The 17489-nt window shown below is 59.0% G+C and carries 16 protein-coding genes; 10 read left to right on the top strand and 6 right to left on the bottom strand.

The features are described from left to right. The first annotated feature begins 114 nt into the window (after nucleotides 1-114). Both MO767_RS24670 and MO767_RS24665 read left to right on the top strand, forming a co-directional pair. A complete protein-coding gene (locus MO767_RS24670) occupies nucleotides 115-1356 on the top strand; it encodes a glutamine synthetase family protein (RefSeq protein WP_282482689.1) in 1242 nt (413 codons plus the stop codon). 71 nt (nucleotides 1357-1427) lie between these two features. Beyond that, a complete protein-coding gene (locus MO767_RS24665; protein WP_282482668.1) occupies nucleotides 1428-2792 on the top strand; it encodes an MFS transporter in 1365 nt (454 codons plus the stop codon). A gap of 67 nt (nucleotides 2793-2859) precedes the next feature. Here the strand turns inward: MO767_RS24665 and MO767_RS24660 are convergent, their stop codons facing one another. The 4 genes from MO767_RS24660 to flgA form a co-directional block, all read right to left on the bottom strand. Beyond that, on the bottom strand, nucleotides 2860-3606 hold the full coding sequence (locus tag MO767_RS24660) for a flagellar brake protein (protein WP_129437609.1): 747 nt from the start codon (nucleotides 3604-3606) through the stop codon (nucleotides 2860-2862). A 92-nt stretch (nucleotides 3607-3698) separates the two neighbouring features. Then, nucleotides 3699-4166 carry a flagellar protein FlgN gene (locus MO767_RS24655; RefSeq protein WP_282482667.1) on the bottom strand — a complete coding sequence of 156 codons (468 nt, stop codon included), beginning with the start codon at nucleotides 4164-4166 and terminating at the stop codon, nucleotides 3699-3701. A 48-nt stretch (nucleotides 4167-4214) separates the two neighbouring features. Further along, nucleotides 4215-4541: a flagellar biosynthesis anti-sigma factor FlgM gene (gene flgM / locus MO767_RS24650; RefSeq protein WP_282482666.1), complete on the bottom strand. Its 327-nt coding sequence runs from the start codon at nucleotides 4539-4541 to the stop codon at nucleotides 4215-4217. A 150-nt stretch (nucleotides 4542-4691) separates the two neighbouring features. Next, complete coding sequence (gene flgA, locus MO767_RS24645) at nucleotides 4692-5453, bottom strand: flagellar basal body P-ring formation chaperone FlgA (protein ID WP_282482665.1); 762 nt, start codon at nucleotides 5451-5453, stop codon at nucleotides 4692-4694. A gap of 82 nt (nucleotides 5454-5535) precedes the next feature. Here flgA and MO767_RS24640 point away from each other — a divergent pair, with 82 nt between their 5' ends. The 6 genes from MO767_RS24640 to flgE all read left to right on the top strand — a co-directional run bounded on the left by MO767_RS24640 (nucleotide 5536) and on the right by flgE (nucleotide 10516). Beyond that, a complete protein-coding gene (locus tag MO767_RS24640) occupies nucleotides 5536-6468 on the top strand; it encodes a chemotaxis protein CheV (protein WP_008147956.1) in 933 nt (310 codons plus the stop codon). 46 nt (nucleotides 6469-6514) lie between these two features. Further along, a complete protein-coding gene (gene cheR / locus MO767_RS24635) occupies nucleotides 6515-7342 on the top strand; it encodes a protein-glutamate O-methyltransferase CheR (RefSeq protein ID WP_008147958.1) in 828 nt (275 codons plus the stop codon). A gap of 233 nt (nucleotides 7343-7575) precedes the next feature. Next, nucleotides 7576-7983, top strand: a complete 408-nt coding sequence (flgB, locus tag MO767_RS24630) for a flagellar basal body rod protein FlgB (protein WP_282482664.1) — start codon at nucleotides 7576-7578, stop codon at nucleotides 7981-7983. Between the two features lie 3 nt (nucleotides 7984-7986). Then, entirely contained in the window at nucleotides 7987-8430 is a 444-nt protein-coding gene (flgC, locus tag MO767_RS24625; RefSeq protein WP_007937507.1) for a flagellar basal body rod protein FlgC, read from the top strand. Nucleotides 8431-8445: 15 nt separating this feature from the next. Then, on the top strand, nucleotides 8446-9168 hold the full coding sequence (gene flgD, locus MO767_RS24620; RefSeq protein ID WP_282482663.1) for a flagellar hook assembly protein FlgD: 723 nt from the start codon (nucleotides 8446-8448) through the stop codon (nucleotides 9166-9168). A 31-nt stretch (nucleotides 9169-9199) separates the two neighbouring features. After that, the gene (gene flgE / locus MO767_RS24615; protein ID WP_282482662.1) at nucleotides 9200-10516 is read left to right on the top strand and encodes a flagellar hook protein FlgE; all 1317 of its coding nucleotides are present in this window, start codon (nucleotides 9200-9202) and stop codon (nucleotides 10514-10516) included. A 158-nt stretch (nucleotides 10517-10674) separates the two neighbouring features. Here the strand turns inward: flgE and MO767_RS24610 are convergent, their stop codons facing one another. Next, nucleotides 10675-13569 (bottom strand): ribonucleoside-diphosphate reductase subunit alpha, encoded by a 2895-nt coding sequence (locus tag MO767_RS24610; RefSeq protein WP_282482661.1) that lies wholly within the window; start codon nucleotides 13567-13569, stop codon nucleotides 10675-10677. Nucleotides 13570-14307: 738 nt separating this feature from the next. Between MO767_RS24610 and MO767_RS24605 the strand changes: the two genes are divergently transcribed. Together MO767_RS24605 and MO767_RS24600 are read left to right on the top strand one after the other, a co-directional pair. Then, a complete protein-coding gene (locus MO767_RS24605) occupies nucleotides 14308-15021 on the top strand; it encodes a response regulator (RefSeq protein ID WP_046046510.1) in 714 nt (237 codons plus the stop codon). Then, nucleotides 15018-16628, top strand: coding sequence for an ATP-binding protein (locus MO767_RS24600; protein WP_282482660.1), 1611 nt, complete (start codon nucleotides 15018-15020; stop codon nucleotides 16626-16628). Before MO767_RS24605 ends, MO767_RS24600 begins: the two co-directional genes overlap by 4 nt. 44 nt (nucleotides 16629-16672) lie before the next feature. On the opposite strand, the gene MO767_RS24595 is transcribed toward MO767_RS24600, so the two are convergent. Continuing rightward, nucleotides 16673-17398, bottom strand: coding sequence for a 4'-phosphopantetheinyl transferase superfamily protein (locus MO767_RS24595; RefSeq protein ID WP_282482659.1), 726 nt, complete (start codon nucleotides 17396-17398; stop codon nucleotides 16673-16675). Between the last annotated feature and the right edge of the window lie 91 nt (nucleotides 17399-17489).

Here is a 17489-nt window from a genome sequence, read left to right as displayed (position 1 = left end):
AAGGATTGCGTCATGACAACCGATGGCCATCGCTCACTCGCACAGCGACTGACGGGCATTGATGAGATTGAATGTGTCACGCCGGATTTGAATGGCGTACCCCGTGGCAAGGTAATGACCGCCGAAGGCTTTCTCGAGGGGCGGCGTTTGCAAATGGCGCGGGGAGTGCTGCTGCAATGCATCATGGGCGGATACCCGCCAGCGCGCTTTTACGGCAGCGATGATGGCGACCTGGCGCTGGTGCCCGACCCTGCACAGATTCATCGCTTGCCGTGGAGCCAGCCGCCGCGAGCCTTGGCCATTTGCGATGCGGACGAGCTGACCGGTGGCAGCTCAAAGCTGTCGACCCGCGGCCAATTGAAGGCCGTGATCGCGCGTTACGCGGCCCTCGGCCTGGCGCCGGTGGTGGCGACCGAGCTGGAATTTTTTGTCTTCGCAGCCAATACCGACCCGACTCAGCCCTTCCAGCCGCCGTTAGGCCTGGACGGTCGTCGCGAAGACGGCCATTCGGCGTTCAGCGTCAGTTCCAATAATGGCTTGCGGCCGTTCTTCAATGAAGTCTACGCATGCATGGCGGCCCTGGGCTTGCCGCGCGATACCTTCATGCACGAGATGGGCGTCAGCCAGTTCGAGATCAACCTGCTGCACGGCGACCCGCTGCTGTTGGCCGACCAGACACTCCTGTTCAAACATCTGCTTAAAGAAGTCGCGCTCAAGCATGGCCTGACCGTGGTTTGCATGGCCAAGCCGCTGGCGCACACGCCGGGCAGTTCGATGCATATTCACCAGAGCATCATCGAGATCGGCAGCGGGCGTAACGTGTTCAGCGACAAGGCTGGTGAGCCGACGGCGACCTTCCGTCATTTCATCGCGGGTCAGCAGGCCGGCATGGCGGATTTCACTGCGTTGTTCGCACCGAACGTGAACTCGTATCAGCGCTTGTGCCATCCGTATGCGTCGCCGAATAATGCCTGCTGGTCCCACGACAATCGCGCGGCCGGATTGCGTATTCCAGCCAGTTCTCCCGCCGCTCGTCGGGTCGAGAACCGTTTGCCGGGGGCTGATGCAAATCCTTACCTGGCGATCGCTGCCAGCCTTGCCGCAGGGTTGTATGGCATTGAACACAAACTGGAGCCGAGCGAACCGATCCAGGGTGAATTCGAAGTACCGGACAATCTTTCATTGCCGTGTACCTTGCATGCGGCACTTGAGCGTCTGAAACGTAGCCAATTGGCGAAGGAACTGTTCGGCAAGGAGTTCATCGAAGGCTACATCGCCTCGAAGACTATCGAGTTGACCAGCTTCTTTGATGAAATTACTCCCTGGGAGCGGCGTGTTTTAGCGGCCCAGGCCTGACGCCCCGTCGACATCGGGCTATCGTTTGTCGGTAGCCCGAAACTCACTGCAAGGAGCCGCTCGGAACGCCGATGCGCCAAATCTGGAAACCCTTTCGAGCGCTTTATTTTGCCTCGCTGATGATGTTGATCGGCTCTGGCCTGTTGAGTACTTACCTGGCCTTGCGCCTGGCCGCCGATCACGTCGACAGCCTGTGGGTCGGTGCGTTGATGGCGGCCAACTATTGCGGCCTGGTGCTGGGTGGCAAGATCGGCCACCGGCTGATTGCCCGGGTCGGGCATATTCGCGCCTATTCGGCCTGCGCCGGGATTGTCGGCGCGGCGGTGCTGGGTCATGGCCTGGTGGACTGGTTGCCTGCCTGGATCTTCCTGCGGGTCATCGTTGGCCTCGGCATGATGTGCCAATACATGGTCATCGAAAGCTGGCTCAATGAGCAGGCCGAAGCCTCGCAGCGCGGGACGGTATTCAGCGGCTACATGATCGCCTCATACCTGGGGCTGGTGCTGGGTCAGTTGATTCTGGTCATGCACCCGGGCCTGGGCCTGGAACTGCTGATGCTGGTCGCCTTGTGCTTCGCGCTGTGCCTGGTGCCGGTGGCCCTGACTCGCCGGATTCACCCGGCGCCGTTGCACCCGGCACCGATGGAGCCGCGGTTCTTCATCAAGCGCGTGCCGCAGTCGTTGAGCACGGTGCTGGGGGCGGGGCTGATCATTGGTTCGTTCTACGGCCTGGCACCGCTGTATGCCTCGCAGCAGGGGTTGTCCACGGAGCAGGTTGGTCTGTTCATGGGTAGCTGCATTTTTGCGGGGCTGCTGGTGCAATGGCCGTTGGGCTGGCTGTCCGACCGTTATGACCGGGCGCTGTTGATCCGCTGTTTTGCCCTGGTCCTGGCGCTTACCGCGTTGCCGCTGGCAATCATGCAGCAGGTACCGCTGGAGATTTTGTTTATCACCGGGTTCTGCTGTTCGCTGGTGATGTTCTGCCTGTATCCGCTGGCGGTGGCATTCTCAAACGACCACGTCGAGGGTGATCGCCGGGTGTCCCTGACAGCAATGCTGCTGGTGACCTACGGCGTCGGCGCCAGTATCGGGCCGCTGGTGGCGGGGGTGCTGATGAAGCTGTTCGGCAGCCACATGCTCTATGCCTTCTTCAGTTTCTTTGCGTTGGTGCTTGTGTGGCGGATTCGCCCGAAAGCGGTGACCAACCTGCATGTGGTGGACGATGCGCCACTGCATCACGTCGCCATGCCGGACAGCATGTCGAGTTCACCGTTGGTCGCTTGCCTTGACCCCCGTGTCGATGAGCAGGTGGTTCAGGATCAGATGCAAAACCCGATCAACCCTGAGCCGGAACCTGAATCAGAGACCGAAACCGATCCGCCGCCCGAAGACCCTGATGCACCTCGCGAGCAAAGTTTTACCGAGGCCAGGCCATAAAAAGCAACGCATAAAAAAAACGGGCAGTCACCGCAAGGGACTGCCCGTTTTCAATTAAAGGGTCGTATTACATGTCGTCTTTGTCGAAGCGCCGCGCTTCGCGCTGAAGCTGATAGACGAACCGCTCGACCTGCCGCTGCACCAGCCCGCTCATGTTGTGAAAGCGTACGCCGGCGAAGGTGATGGAGATCCTTTCTTCGAAGTGCAGGTAACGCAGCTCGACGGGTGCCGTCATGTTGCCAAAGGGCAGGGCGGCGATGAAGCGGTCATAGACCTGGCCCAGTTGCAGGCTGTCCGTTATGTCGCCTTCGAAGCGCAACTTGCAGCCGGTGGCTGAGATGTCCAATAGCTTGCCGCTGATCGGCGACTTGAGCTTTTCACCGCCCAGATCGACGTTGACCAGTTGTGCCAGCTTCAATGCTGCGCGGAATGCATTGCGACGCTGGTGGTAAACCACCTCGGCGGGCAGGGCGCCACGGTAGCAGCGACCGCCACCAGATTCGTCGATGGTCAACGGGCCGTTGCTTTCCCAGGCAATACGCACGCCGTCGTGAAAGCCTTCTACCTTGAACGGTTCGCCGGCGAGCAGGAAGCGTTCACCATCGCGGGGAATCATTTCGTCCAGGGCAATCATGTTGCTGTCACGGTCAATGTCCACCAGATAACTCTGGAAGCGCTGGCTGCGCTCATGGAACGTGATGATCAGCGGATCATGGCTGTCTTGCAGCTGGCGCAGGTTGCCGGAGATCTCCAACGGCGTGGTGAGCACCTTGGGTGGCTGCGGAGCATCTTCCGCGCTTAAGGCATTGAACACGGTTCATCAATCTCCAGACAAAATATGACTACTACTAGCCGGCATATTGCCAGCATGTTACGCGTCTTGATAGTGCGCGCTTTTCAGCAGGCTCAAGCCTGACTGAGCGGGCGCGGCTTCGCAAGCATGGAGGTTGATCCGCGTGCATCATAAAGCGCTGGCGGCTCGCCGCCGTTGAGGATTTTCAGCTGATTGGCCGTCGCGGCCTGTTGCACCAGGATCGACTGGCCATTCTTGACGTTGGCCGCTTGGCACTGAGCCAGAAGATCGGTCAATACATCGCTCTGCTCCAGCAGCTGATCGCCAATGCTCGAATGGCTGGCAAGTTGCTCCAGGCCGTTGCGATTGGTCGGCAGGCTGAGGCTGGCGAGGATTTCACTGCGCTTGCGGCCATGCTGATCGAGCAAAATGATCAATGCCTGTTTCTGCGCCAGAATCTCTTCGAGCAGTGGCATGTCGCGACCGTGCAAGGCGAGGGACTCGGTTTGCAGTAACTCCAGCAAGTGCTGTGCTGGAGCGAAATCGTCGGTGATCAGTTGCAGTAAATTAGTGTCGTGCATGGCTGGCCTTGGGTTTTAAGCGTCCAAAAGCCTGGCGCAGGCCTTGGCCTAGCGCTGGGCTTCGAAGTTGAGCAGTTTGCTGGCTACACGGTTGCTGTCGACTTTGTAGCTGCCATCGGCAATCGCTGCTTTCAACTCGGCCACACGGGCGTTGTCGACGGCAGGCTGATCGCGCAGCTTGTCAGTGACCTTCTGCAACTGTTGAGCCTCATTGCTGAGGTGTACCGATTCCCCGCTTTTGACGGTACTGGCCTGTTCGGCCGGGGTATTCAGCGGTGCGGGTTTGCCGGCTTCGGCGGCTTCCTTCGCGGTGCTGGTACGTGTACTACCGGTAAGTGACGAGGAACTGTTTAAACGGCTGAAATCGATGACCATGACAAAAAACCTCTGGGTATTTGGACGCTTGCCATGTTTTCGGCCATACCCTGAAAAACTTTAGGCCCAATTATCAATGAGCTTGCGCGCGTCAGCGCTTGCCCTGCATAGGGCACAGTCTAGGGAACAGTCGAGTGGCGCGCCAGTGTTCTACATGGCCACTTCCACCTGACCGGGCGCGGTGACTTGCGCCTTGATGACCCGCTGGGAGTTGAGGTTTTTCACCCTGATCTGTTCACGCAAGCCGCCGTTGGACAGCGCTTCACCCGGCATGCGCACGCTGAGCGTTCCACTGTGGGCGGTAATCACCACCTGGTCGCCCTTGCTGATGACTTCTGCCTGTTCCATGTGCACCAGGGTCATGACCTGGTCGGCGACCATTGGTCGGGTAAGTTTCTGCCCGATCGCCTGGTCGACGGAAGTCAGGTAACCCTGGCTGATCAGACTGATGTCACGCTCGCGCAGGGTCACATCCTGGGGCTCGACGATACCGGCGCGTCGCAGCGGGCGGGTGGTGGTCACAATGTCGCGAAACAGGCGCACTTGAGCAGGTACGAAGACCGTCCAGGGGGACGCGCCTTCGCAAGCAACCTTGACCGTAACGCGCCCCAGCGGCGTGGCCGGGCTCTCCAGGGTCGCTGTCAATTCCTTGTCGCACATGGGCATGCGCAGCCGCGGATCGAGCTTCTTGACCTCGATCTCGTATCGGCCTTCTGTTTGACTAGTGGCCAGATAGTCTTCTACGGTGAATTCAAGAAAGCCCTGAGTGACGCCGATAAGCATGTCAGGCAAGGTAACCGCGTCAGCAAGGGCAGGGCAGCCAGCGTTGAGCAGGCAGACGGCCGACACCGCGCAAAGCAATTTGCGGGCGTTTGATGTCAGGCGTCGGAAAAATGTCGGTTCTGTGTTCATAAGAGTTAAAAAGCAAGCGCCGTGCCGTTTAGTGAAGAATGCACGTCGCAACACACTTAAGCGTTGGTGTAGGAGTCTGTGCATGGCTGGTGTAATGGATGCGGTAAACCAGCGCACGCAACTGGTAGGGCAGAATCGCCTTGAGCTGTTGTTGTTCCGTCTTGACGGCCAGCAGCTGTATGGGATCAACGTGTTCAAGGTTCGGGAGGTGCTGCAATGCCCCAAACTGACGCTGATGCCAAAATCCAGTCCTGTCGTGTGCGGTGTGGCAAATATTCGGGGGGCGACTATTCCGATTCTTGATCTGGCGATGGCGACCGGTTCCGGTGCGCTGAAAGATCAAAGCAATCCCTTTGTGATCATCACGGAGTACAACACCAAGACCCAGGGCTTCCTGGTGCGGTCGGTGGAACGCATCGTCAACATGAATTGGGAGGAGATTCATCCGCCACCCAAAGGCACGGGACGCGATCATTACCTGACGGCTGTGACTCGGGTCGACAATCAGTTAGTCGAAATCATCGATGTCGAGAAAGTGTTGGCAGAAGTGGCGCCGACACCGGAAGCGATTTCCGTCGGCGTGGTGGATGTCGAAACCCAGCACAAAGCGCTCTCTTTGCGAGTTCTGACAGTCGATGACTCGTCGGTGGCGCGCAAGCAGGTGACCCGATGCCTGCAGACGGTCGGTGTCGAAGTGGTGGCGTTGAACGACGGTCGGCAAGCGCTGGATTACCTGCGCAAACTGGTCGACGAGGGCAAGAAGCCGGAAGAAGAGTTCCTGATGATGATTTCCGACATCGAGATGCCGGAGATGGACGGGTACACCCTCACGGCCGAGATCCGCAACGACCCTCGCATGCAAAAGCTTCACATCATCCTGCATACTTCGTTGTCGGGTGTATTCAATCAGGCGATGGTCAAGAAGGTCGGTGCCGATGACTTCCTTGCCAAATTCCGTCCTGATGACCTGGCATCCCGGGTAGTCAACCGGATCAAAGCAGCAGACATCAGCTAGGGGCCTTCTGCCCCTAACGGTTAATACGATTTAAGAGGCGGCATCTTTGTCTACGGGTAATTTGGATTTCGAACAGTTCCGGGTCTTCCTGGAAAAAGCCTGTGGCATTTTGCTCGGTGAAAACAAGCAGTACCTGGTCTCGAGCCGTCTCAACAAACTGATGGAACAGCAAGGCATCAAGTCCCTGGGTGAGCTGGTCCAGCGCATCCAGACCCAGCCGCGCAGCGGTTTGCGCGAGATGGTGGTGGATGCCATGACCACCAACGAAACCCTGTGGTTTCGTGACACCTATCCGTTTGAAGTCTTGAAGAACAAGGTGCTGCCCGCAGCGATCAAGGCCGCCCCTGGCCAGCGTCTGCGGATCTGGTCGGCGGCGTGTTCGTCGGGTCAGGAACCTTATTCTCTGTCGATGTCGATCGATGAGTTCGAGCGCGTGAACATGGGCCAGTTGAAGATGGGCGTGCAGATCGTTGCCACCGACCTGTCCGGTACCATGTTGACCAACTGCAAGACCGGCGAGTACGACAGCCTGGCCATCGGCCGCGGCCTGTCGCCCGAGCGCCTTCAACGTTACTTCGACCCGAAAGGGCCGGGGCGCTGGGCCATCAAGGCACCGATCAAGAGCCGGGTGGAGTTTCGCTCGTTCAACCTGCTGGACAGCTACGCGAGCCTCGGCAAGTTCGACATCGTGTTCTGCCGCAACGTGCTGATCTACTTCTCCGCCGAGGTGAAGAAGGACATCCTGTTGCGCATTCACAGCACGTTGAAGCCAGGCGGTTATCTGTTCCTCGGTGCTTCCGAGGCGCTGAACGGTTTGCCCGATCATTACCAGATGGTCCAGTGCAGCCCGGGGATCATTTACCAGGCGAAGTGATTCGTTGGCGTTATCAAAAAACGGGAGTCCTCAGGGGCTCCCGTTTTTTTTTGCCTGCGATTTTTGGGAGGTCGGCGGCAGAAAAGCGGCAGGCGGCGGAAATCGGTTGCCGCTTTTCTGGCATTGCTGCATTGCCACTGCCCGCAAAGCCCCGGTTTACGGGCTTTTTTCAATTGGCACGACGCTTGCTATGTTCATGTTACGAAAAATCAGGTCACCCGAAGGTTTCCGACATGAGCATCAGCTTCGATAAAGCGCTCGGTATCCACGAACAAGCCCTGGGCTTCCGCGCTCAGCGTGCCGAAGTCCTGGCCAACAATATCGCCAACGCCGACACCCCGAACTACAAGGCTCGGGATTTGGACTTCTCGAAAGTGCTCGCCGCGCAGAACGAGAAGACCAAGAGCGGCACTTTCGCCTTGAACATGACCAACAGCCGTCATATCGAAGCCGAAGGCCTGGGCAATGGCGACGAATCGCTGCTGTATCGCACGCCGATGCAACCGTCGATCGACCAGAACACCGTGGACGCCCAGCTGGAACAGTCGAACTACGCGGAAAACGCGGTCAACTTCCAGGCCAGCTTCACCCTGCTCAACAGCAAATTCAAAGGGCTGGTGTCAGCCCTGCGCGGAGAGTAAGCCATGTCCCTATCCAGTGTTTTCAACATTGCCGGTAGCGGCATGAGTGCCCAGACCACTCGCTTGAACACCGTCGCCAGTAACATCGCCAACGCCGAGACCGTCTCGTCGAGCATCGACCAGACCTACCGTGCACGGCACCCGGTATTCGCCACCATGTTCCAGGGTGGCCAGAGCGGCGGCAGCGATTCGCTGTTCCAGAACCAGGACGCGGCCGGTCAAGGCGTGCAAGTGCTGGGCGTGGTCGAAGACCAAAGCAACCTTGAAGCGCGCTACGAGCCGAACCATCCGGCGGCCGATGCCAAGGGCTACGTCTACTACCCGAACGTCAACGTGGTGGAAGAAATGGCTGACATGATTTCCGCGAGCCGTTCGTTCCAGACCAACGCCGAAATGATGAACACCGCCAAAACCATGATGCAGAAGGTCCTGACCCTCGGTCAGTGATAAGGGGCGACTCAGATGAGTGTTACCGATACCACTAGTGGTTTGAGCCTCAATGACATCCTGGCCAATTCCTCGATCAAGACCAGCGCCAGTGCCGACGGCCTGGCGTCGGCGACGAACAGCGCCACCGGCAAAAAGGCCCTGGGCAAGGACGCGTTCCTGCAGTTGCTGGTGACGCAACTGAAAAACCAGAACCCGCTGGAACCGCAAGACAACGGTGCGTTCGTTGCCCAGTTGGCGCAGTTCAGCAGTCTGGAAGGCATCACCACGCTCAATGACACCGTCAGTGGCCTTGCGAGCAATTACAACTCGTCCCAGGCGTTGCAGGCGTCGTCGCTGGTCGGGCGTTCGGTTATTGCACCGGGCGGCACGGCGGTGGTCGATACCTCCAAGAGCTTCAGCGGCACCATTGCCGTACCGGCGTCGGTGGACCCGGTCAAGGTCAAGATCACCGATGCCGATGGCAAGGTTGTCCGCACCATCGACCTGGGAAGCCAGGTCGCCGGTACTTCCAGTTTCATCTGGGACGGCAAAGACGATGCAGGCGAAGTAGCCAAGGCGGGTACCTATACCTTCGGCGCTACGGCGACCTACGACGGTCAGGCAACCTCACTGGTGACGTACCTGCCGGCAACCGTCAACAGCGTGACCATCAGCCAGACAGGCGGTGAGTTGATGCTCAACCTGGCCGGGCTGGGCAGCATCGCCCTGTCCAAAGTACAAACTATTGGTATGTAGAGCCGACTAACACGGCACAAAGGAGTGGAATATGTCTTTCAATATCGGCCTTAGCGGTCTCTATGCAGCCAACAAACAACTGGACGTGACCGGCAACAACATCGCCAACGTCGCGACCACCGGTTTCAAATCGTCCCGTGCGGAATTCGAAGACGTGTACTCGGCGACCAAGCTGGGTTCCGGCAACAAGACCACCGGTAACGGTGTGCGTCTGGCCAACGTTTCCCAACAGTTCACTCAGGGCGACATCAACAACACCGGTAACGTGCTGGACATGGGCATCAACGGCTCCGGCTTCTTCGTGCTGAGCAACAGCGGCTCGCTGTCCTACACCCGTGCCGGTACGTTCAAGGTCGACAAGGACGGTTACGTCACCAACACCGACGGCACTTCGCGTCTGCAGGGCTACGGTGTGGATGCCAATGGCAAGATTCAGAATGGTGTGTTGACCGACCTGCGCATTGACACCTCCAACCTGGCGCCGAAAACCACCACCACCGTGTCGTCGACCATCAACCTGAACTCTTCGGCTGATGTGATTGACCAGGCGGTTGTGACCAACAAGTTCGATCCGACCAAGTCAGCCACCTTCACCAAGCAGTTCAGCACCCCGATTTTCGACACTCAGGGCAACCAGCACACCATGGATCAATTCATGGTCAAAACTGGGGCTAACACGTGGGATACCTACACCCTGATCGATGGTCGCAACCCGGATGGCAGCGACCCTGCCGTTGCCGCTACCGCTCCGGTTCCTTCGACCATGACGTTCGATACGTCAGGCAAGCTGGTTCAGGTCAGTACTCCGCCCGTTCCGACCATCAGCAGCGATCTGAAGATCATGAACTGGACTCCGGGCACTGTGACCGCCGGCGTCTGGACAGCCAACGGCGCCGCCGCCAGCCCGGCGGGCGTGACCATCTCCATGGCCAATACCACGCAGTTCAACGCCGATACCGCGCGTTCGATTCCTGCGCAGAACGGTTACGCCACTGGCCAGATCACCAACCTGACCATCGACGGTAGCGGTGTGTTGCTGGCTAACTTCAGCAACAACCAGACCAAGCCTATCGGCCAGATCTCCCTCGCCAGCTTCACCAACGAGCAAGGTCTGCAGCCAGTCGGTGGCACTAGCTGGAAAGAAACCTACGCGTCGGGTATCCCGGGCTACGATGCGCCGGAAACCGGCACGCTGGGTTCGATCGCCTCCAACTCCCTGGAAGAGTCCAACGTCAACCTGACCAATGAACTGGTTGACCTGATCAAGGCGCAGAGCAACTACCAGGCGAACGCCAAGACCATCTCGACTCAGAGCACCATCATGCAGACCATCATTCAGATGACCTGATGCGGGTTGGCTGAAAGCGCTGCACAAAGAGCCCCTCAATCGAGGGGCTTTTTTATGGCCGACACAAACCTGTAAGAGCAGGCAAAAGAAAACCCCCGACAAACCAGAGGCCAGTCGGGGGTTTTGAGTAAGCGCTTTGCGGCGCCTACCGGCTTAGCTTATTGGCAAGCTTCGCAATCCGGCTCGTCGATGGCGCAAGCTTTCGGCACTGGAGCAGGGCCGGCAGGTGCTGCCAGGACCGAATCTTCACCGTGGTTGCCGCCGCTGGAAACAGCGTTCAGCTTACCGGTGTTGATGGTCGACTTCTCGGTGCTGGTCGCGGCCAGGGCACGGAGGTAGTAAGTGGTTTTCAGACCACGGTACCAGGCCATGCGGTAGGTCACGTCCAGCTTCTTGCCCGATGCGCCAGCGATGTACAGGTTCAGCGACTGAGCCTGGTCGATCCACTTCTGACGACGGCTTGCCGCGTCAACGATCCACTTGGTGTCCACTTCGAAGGCAGTCGCGTAGAGCTCTTTGAGTTCTTGCGGGATGCGCTCGATCTGTTGCACCGAACCGTCGTAGTACTTCAGGTCGTTGATCATGACCGAGTCCCACAGACCGCGAGCCTTCAGGTCGCGAACCAGGTACGGGTTGATCACGGTGAATTCGCCCGACAGGTTCGATTTCACGTAGAGGTTCTGGTAGGTCGGTTCGATCGACTGCGATACGCCAGTGATGTTGGCGATGGTCGCGGTCGGTGCGATGGCCATGATGTTGGAGTTACGAATGCCTTTCTGAACGCGGGCACGAACCGGTGCCCAGTCCAGGGATTCGTTCAGGTCAACGTCGATGTACTTCTGGCCACGTTGCTCGATCAGGATCTGTTGCGAATCCAGTGGCAGGATGCCTTTGGACCACAGCGAACCCTGGAACGTCTCGTAGGCGCCGCGCTCGTCGGCCAGGTCGCAGGAAGCCTGGATCGCGTAGTAGCTGACAGCTTCCATCGACTTGTCGGCGAACTCGACGGCAGCGTCGGAACCGTAAGGAATGTGCTGCAGGTACAAAGCGTCCTGGAAGCCCATGATGCCCAGACCGACCGGACGATGCTTGAAGTTGGAGTTCTTCGCTTGTGGCACCGAGTAGTAGTTGATGTCGATAACGTTATCGAGCATGCGAACGGCGGTGTTCACGGTGCGTTCCAGCTTGGCGGTGTCGAGCTTGCCGTTGGTGATGTGGTTCGGCAGGTTGATCGAGCCCAGGTTGCAAACGGCGATCTCGTCCTTGTTGGTGTTCAAGGTGATCTCGGTGCACAGGTTCGAGCTGTGAACCACGCCGACGTGCTGCTGCGGGCTGCGCAGGTTGCACGGGTCTTTGAAGGTCAGCCATGGGTGGCCGGTTTCAAACAGCATGGACAGCATTTTGCGCCACAGGTCTTTGGCCTGGATGGTCTTGAACAGCTTGATCTTGCCCGGGTACTCGGACAGGGCTTCGTAGTACTCGTAACGCTCTTCGAAGGCCTTGCCGGTCAGGTCGTGCAGGTCCGGCACTTCGGACGGCGAGAACAGGGTCCACTTGCCGTCATCGAAGACGCGCTTCATGAACAGGTCAGGGATCCAGTTGGCGGTGTTCATGTCGTGGGTACGACGACGATCATCACCGGTGTTCTTGCGCAGTTCGATGAACTCTTCGATGTCCATGTGCCAGGTTTCCAGGTAGGCACAGACAGCGCCTTTGCGCTTGCCACCCTGGTTAACGGCAACGGCGGTGTCGTTCACGACTTTCAGGAACGGAACAACGCCCTGGGATTTGCCGTTGGTGCCCTTGATGTACGAACCGAGTGCACGAACCGGGGTCCAGTCGTTGCCCAGGCCGCCTGCAAATTTCGACAACATGGCGTTGTCGTGGATCGCGTGATAGATGCCCGACAGGTCATCCGGCACGGTGGTCAGGTAGCAGCTGGACAGCTGTGGACGCAGGGTGCCGGCGTTGAACAGGGTCGGGGTCGAGGACATGTAGTCGAAGGACGACAACAGGTTGTAGAACTCGATCGCACGGTCTTCCTTGTTCTTCTCTTCGATCGCCAGGCCCATGGCCACGCGCATGAAGAAGATTTGCGGCAGTTCGAAGCGGATACCGTCCTTGTGGATGAAGTAACGGTCGTACAGGGTTTGCAGGCCCAGGTACGTGAACTGCTGATCGCGTTCGTGGTTGATCGCCTTGCCGAGTTTTTCCAGGTCGAAAGTCGCCAGGACCGGGTTCAGCAATTCGAATTGGATACCCTTGGCGATGTACGAAGGCAGGGCCTTGGCGTACAGGTCGACCATTTCGTGGTGAGTCGCGCTTTCGGCGACTTCCAGGAAGTTCAGGCCTTCGGCACGCAGGGTGTCCATCAACAGGCGAGCGGTCACGAACGAGTAGTTCGGCTCACGCTCAACCAGGGTACGGGCGGTCATCACCAAAGCGGTGTTGACGTCGGTCAGGGCCACGCCGTCGTACAGGTTTTTCAGGGTTTCGCGCTGGATCAGGTCGCCGTCGACTTCTGCAAGGCCTTCGCACGCTTCGGTAACGATGGTGTTCAGGCGGCCCATGTCCAGAGGAGCAAAGGTGCCATCGGCGCGGGTGATGCGGATCGACGGGTGAGCGTTGACTGCTTCTTCGGCCGGTGCGTGGGCGGCGCGTTCTTTCGAACGACCGTCACGGTAGATCACGTAGTCGCGCGCCACTTTCTGCTCGCCGGCACGCATCAGGGCCAGTTCGACCTGGTCCTGGATTTCTTCGATGTGGATGGTGCCGCCCGAGGGCATGCGACGCTTGAAGGTCGCGGTGACTTGTTCGGTCAGACGGGCAACGGTGTCGTGGATTCGCGACGAAGCGGCAGCGGTGCCGCCCTCAACTGCGAGAAACGCTTTGGTGATAGCGACGGTGATCTTGTCATCGGTGTAAGGAACGACAGTGCCGTTACGCTTGATCACGCGCAGTTGGCCAGGCGCGGTGGCGGACAGATCCGAAGTCGAATCAGCGGCCTGCGGCAAGGTGCCCTGCGGGTTCTCGCGAGTTGTGTCGGTTTGCATGGGGGGTTGTCTCCACATTCTCTATGTTTGTTTGGGCACCATCTGGGTGCCCACCGTTCCGTCCTGAAGCACTACAACCGGCGAGGGGCCGGGCATACCAACTTCGGGACAGATCAGGAAGGGGCAATTGGGGCGCCGCTTCCATGCCGAAGTCTTTGGTCCAGGCCTTGAACCTGAAACCGGGATCCTTTTGGGTGACAGTAATTGACTGCAACACCCGTACCGTTAACGCCGTCTTCGGCTCGAAAACAGTAGCCATCCGCACGCGCGGTTTGGTCTTTCGAAAATACGTTTGGTTCAACCGGAAAGAGGCAATAAAAGCGCTTGAAATCGGTATCCGGTTTGTGTTTGGTTTTTGGCGTAAAACCCTACATGTAGGGTTTTTTTGGCGCCGGGGTACAAGATAATGCGTTTTGGAGGGTGTTGCAACGTACTGCCTGTGGATAAACCTGTGCGTAAATTGTGTGTGAAACGTGGAACGAGCGTGTAGGCCGCGACCTAGCTGGAGCGGACCGTTTTTCACTGATTTTCACCGATTGAAAACAGTCGCTCGGGTTTTTAAGGGCGCGAACCCTATCACAAAAAACCGCGTTGTCCGAACGCATTTACCGGCTTGTGTTCTTGGCGAGTGACGTTTATACAATCGGCCAATGCAGATGCATTCTTATCCTCCCCAATCATTACAAAAAGACGGGCGGATCCTTCCTTATTAAGTGTTGTTGGCAAGCAGAGGTCACCGTGGAGCAAGAAGCCTGGCAGGTATTGATTGTCGAGGACGACCAGCGTCTGGCCGAACTGACCCGCGACTACCTGGAAGCCAATGGTCTGCGCGTATCGATCGAGGGCAACGGCGCCTTGGCCGCGGCACGGATCATCAAGGAGAAACCGGACCTGGTTATCCTCGACCTGATGTTGCCGGGTGAAGACGGACTGAGCATCTGCCGCAAGGTCCGCGACAAGTATGACGGCCCGATCCTGATGCTCACCGCCCGCACCGACGATACCGATCAGATTCTTGGCCTGGACCTGGGCGCCGACGACTACGTGTGCAAACCGGTTCGCCCACGTCTGCTGCTGGCGCGCATCCAGGCGCTGTTGCGACGCAGTGAAACCCCTGAAGTGGCGCCGGAAAAACAACGGCGCCTGCAGTTCGGTCCGCTGGTAGTGGACAACGCATTGCGCGAAGCCTGGCTGAACGACAACGGCATCGAGTTGACCAGCGCCGAGTTCGATCTGCTCTGGCTGCTGGTGGCCAACGCCGGGCGCATCCTGTCCCGGGAAGAGATTTTCACTGCATTGCGCGGCATCGGCTATGACGGCCAGGACCGTTCCATCGACGTGCGTATCTCGCGCATTCGCCCGAAAATCGGCGATGACCCGGAGCATCCACGGCTGATCAAAACCATCCGAAGCAAAGGTTATCTGTTCGTTCCTGAAGCCTGCACCCTGTGAACTCGATCTTCCTGCGCATTTATGGCGGCATGTGCGCGGCGCTGATTCTGGTGGCGGTGCTCGGCGTGCTGGCCTTGCACCTGCTCAACCAGGTGCGCGGCGAGCAATACCGCGAACGCCTGGCCCACGGCACGTTCTCGCTGATGGCCGACAATCTGAACCCGATGAACGAAACCGAGCGCCACCGGGCCTTGCTGGTGTGGGAGCGGTTGTTGGGGATTCCTCTGGCACTGAAAACCTTTGCCCAGACCGACCTCGACCTCACCCAACGCACCCGCGTGCTGCGCGGTCAGGCGCTGGTGGAACAGACCGGTCCGCATGCGGCGAAGGTTTACCGGTTGGTCAGCGACAAGGAACAGCTGGTGCTGACCGGCGAAGTCCAGCAGATCAGCGAACAACTGGCCCGGGCGACTATTTACCTGTTGGCCGATGAGCTGGTGCGCTACCCGGTGGCTGAGCAACCCGAGCGCCTGGCGCAGTTGAAGCGCGATAAAGGGTTTGGTTTCGACTTGCGGCTGGTGAAGGTCGAACAGGCGGACATGGACGAGGACCAGAGTCGCCGGGTGTCCGAGGGTGACACGGTAATGGCGCTGGGCAAGGGCGGCGATTCGATCCGGGTGTTTGCCGGCATGGTCGGTACGCCGTGGGTGCTGGAGATCGGCCCGTTGTATCAGATGAATCCTTATCCGCCGGAATGGCTGGTACTGATCGCGGCCCTGGGTTTGAGCCTGATCGGTTTGATCGTCTATTTGTTGGTGCGCCAACTTGAGCGTCGTTTGCGTGGCCTGGAAGCGGCCGCCACGCGCATCGCCAAGGGCAGCCTGGAAACCCGCGTGCCGGCACGCGGCGCGGACTCGGTGGGACGGCTGGCTTCGGCGTTCAACGGCATGGCCGAGCACTTGCAGCAGTTGCTGGCGATCCAGCGTGAGCTGGTGCGCGCGGTGTCTCATGAGCTGCGCACACCCGTGGCGCGGTTGCGTTTTGGTCTGGAAATGATCGGCTCGGCCACCACGCCGCAGGCGTTGGAAAAATACTGTGAAGGCATGGACCACGACATCGAGGATCTCGATCGCCTGGTGGACGAGATGCTCACCTACGCACGACTGGAGCAGGGTTCGCCGGCGCTGAATTTTCAGCGGATCGATCTGGATGCGTTGGTCAATCAGGTGATCGAAGAACTGGCGCCGTTACGCGCCGAGGTCACGGTACAGCGCGGTTTGTGTTTGTCCGCCGCTGACAACGACGACGCTTGGGTCGAGGCCGAGCCGCGTTACCTGCACCGGGCGTTGCAGAACCTGGTGAGCAACGCCATGCGCCATGCCCAATCACGGGTGACCGTCAGCTATCAGGTCGGGCAGCAGCGTTGTCGAGTGGATGTCGAGGATGACGGGCCGGGCGTGCCGGAAACGGCCTGGGAGAAGATTTTCACGCCATTCCTGCGCCTCGATGACAGCCGTACCCGCGCCTCCGGTGGGCATGGGTTGGGATTGTCCATCGTGCGGCGAATCATCCATTGGCATGATGGCCGGGCGTTGATCAGCAAGAGCAAAAGCCTGGGCGGGGCGTGTTTCAGTTTGAGCTGGCCGAGGAATCAGGAGAAACGGTGAGATTTTGGTTGTCTGTGAGGGTCCCTCACAGACGCTACAAATACTCAGGCCTTGATACTGACCAGACTCAACAACTGCCCATCCACCACCCCAAACTGAGCATCCAGCTCAGTACCGTTACGCCACTCACTGGACAGGTCAGTCAGCAACCGTAGCCGTACTTCACCGCTCTCGCTCCATTCCAGCACTTCGGCATGTTCAAAATAAAAGCGCTGCTGAACGATCGGATACAGCGCCTTGAACAGGCTTTCCTTCACCGAAAACGTCAGGGTCACCAGCATCGCCAGCTGATCGCGTCGGCCAGCGGTCATGCGTTGCAACTCTGGCGGGGTGAGGATTTCCCCGGCCAGTCGCTCGGCCCGTTCAGGGTTGAGCAGGTTTTCCAGGTCCATCCCCAGGCCGCGCCAGTGGGTTTTCTTCGCGACAATCGCCGAGGCTCGGCCAGTGCTGTGGGTGATCGAGCCCGTGATGTGCGTCGGCCACACCGGTGCCCGGTCTTCGCCGATGGCCGGGATAAAGCTCAGCCCTTCCAACTGTTGCAACGCAGCCCGAGCGCAAACCCGCCCGGCGAGGAACTCCGCCTGACGCTTGGCGACCGAACGCTGGATGGTGGGCGGCGGCTCGATGGCGCTGCGCTGGAAATCATCGCTGGCCAGTTGCGAGGTATCGAAGTGAGTGCTCAACAGCACCGTATCGGGCAGCGCAAACGGCAGCGGCCAATGGGCATCGAGTGGGGTGCAGCAGACGGGGAGGGCGGGGGCGCGATTCATGTGGGGCATTTTGCCGGGTTGCCACGTTTGAGGGTAGTGTCAGTGGGCTTTTGTGGTGAGGGGATAAATCCCCTCGCCACAAAAGCCCCTT

The organism is Pseudomonas sp. UYIF39 (assembly GCF_029963765.1).
In the GTDB taxonomy this organism is placed as follows: Bacteria; Pseudomonadota; Gammaproteobacteria; order Pseudomonadales; family Pseudomonadaceae; genus Aquipseudomonas.
This window is presented reverse-complemented; position numbering and strand designations above follow the sequence as displayed.

Coding starts and splice junctions, on each gene's coding strand:
- MO767_RS24670 (WP_282482689.1), top strand. CDS start 115: ATGACCGCCGAAGGCTTTCTCGAGGGGCGGCGTTTGCAAATGGCGCGG.
- MO767_RS24665 (WP_282482668.1), top strand. CDS start 1,428: ATGCGCCAAATCTGGAAACCCTTTCGAGCGCTTTATTTTGCCTCGCTG.
- MO767_RS24655 (WP_282482667.1), bottom strand. CDS start 4,166: ATGCACGACACTAATTTACTGCAACTGATCACCGACGATTTCGCTCCA.
- flgM (WP_282482666.1), bottom strand. CDS start 4,541: ATGGTCATCGATTTCAGCCGTTTAAACAGTTCCTCGTCACTTACCGGT.
- flgA (WP_282482665.1), bottom strand. CDS start 5,453: ATGAACACAGAACCGACATTTTTCCGACGCCTGACATCAAACGCCCGC.
- MO767_RS24640 (WP_008147956.1), top strand. CDS start 5,536: ATGGCTGGTGTAATGGATGCGGTAAACCAGCGCACGCAACTGGTAGGG.
- flgB (WP_282482664.1), top strand. CDS start 7,576: ATGAGCATCAGCTTCGATAAAGCGCTCGGTATCCACGAACAAGCCCTG.
- flgC (WP_007937507.1), top strand. CDS start 7,987: ATGTCCCTATCCAGTGTTTTCAACATTGCCGGTAGCGGCATGAGTGCC.
- flgD (WP_282482663.1), top strand. CDS start 8,446: ATGAGTGTTACCGATACCACTAGTGGTTTGAGCCTCAATGACATCCTG.
- flgE (WP_282482662.1), top strand. CDS start 9,200: ATGTCTTTCAATATCGGCCTTAGCGGTCTCTATGCAGCCAACAAACAA.
- MO767_RS24610 (WP_282482661.1), bottom strand. CDS start 13,569: ATGCAAACCGACACAACTCGCGAGAACCCGCAGGGCACCTTGCCGCAG.
- MO767_RS24595 (WP_282482659.1), bottom strand. CDS start 17,398: ATGAATCGCGCCCCCGCCCTCCCCGTCTGCTGCACCCCACTCGATGCC.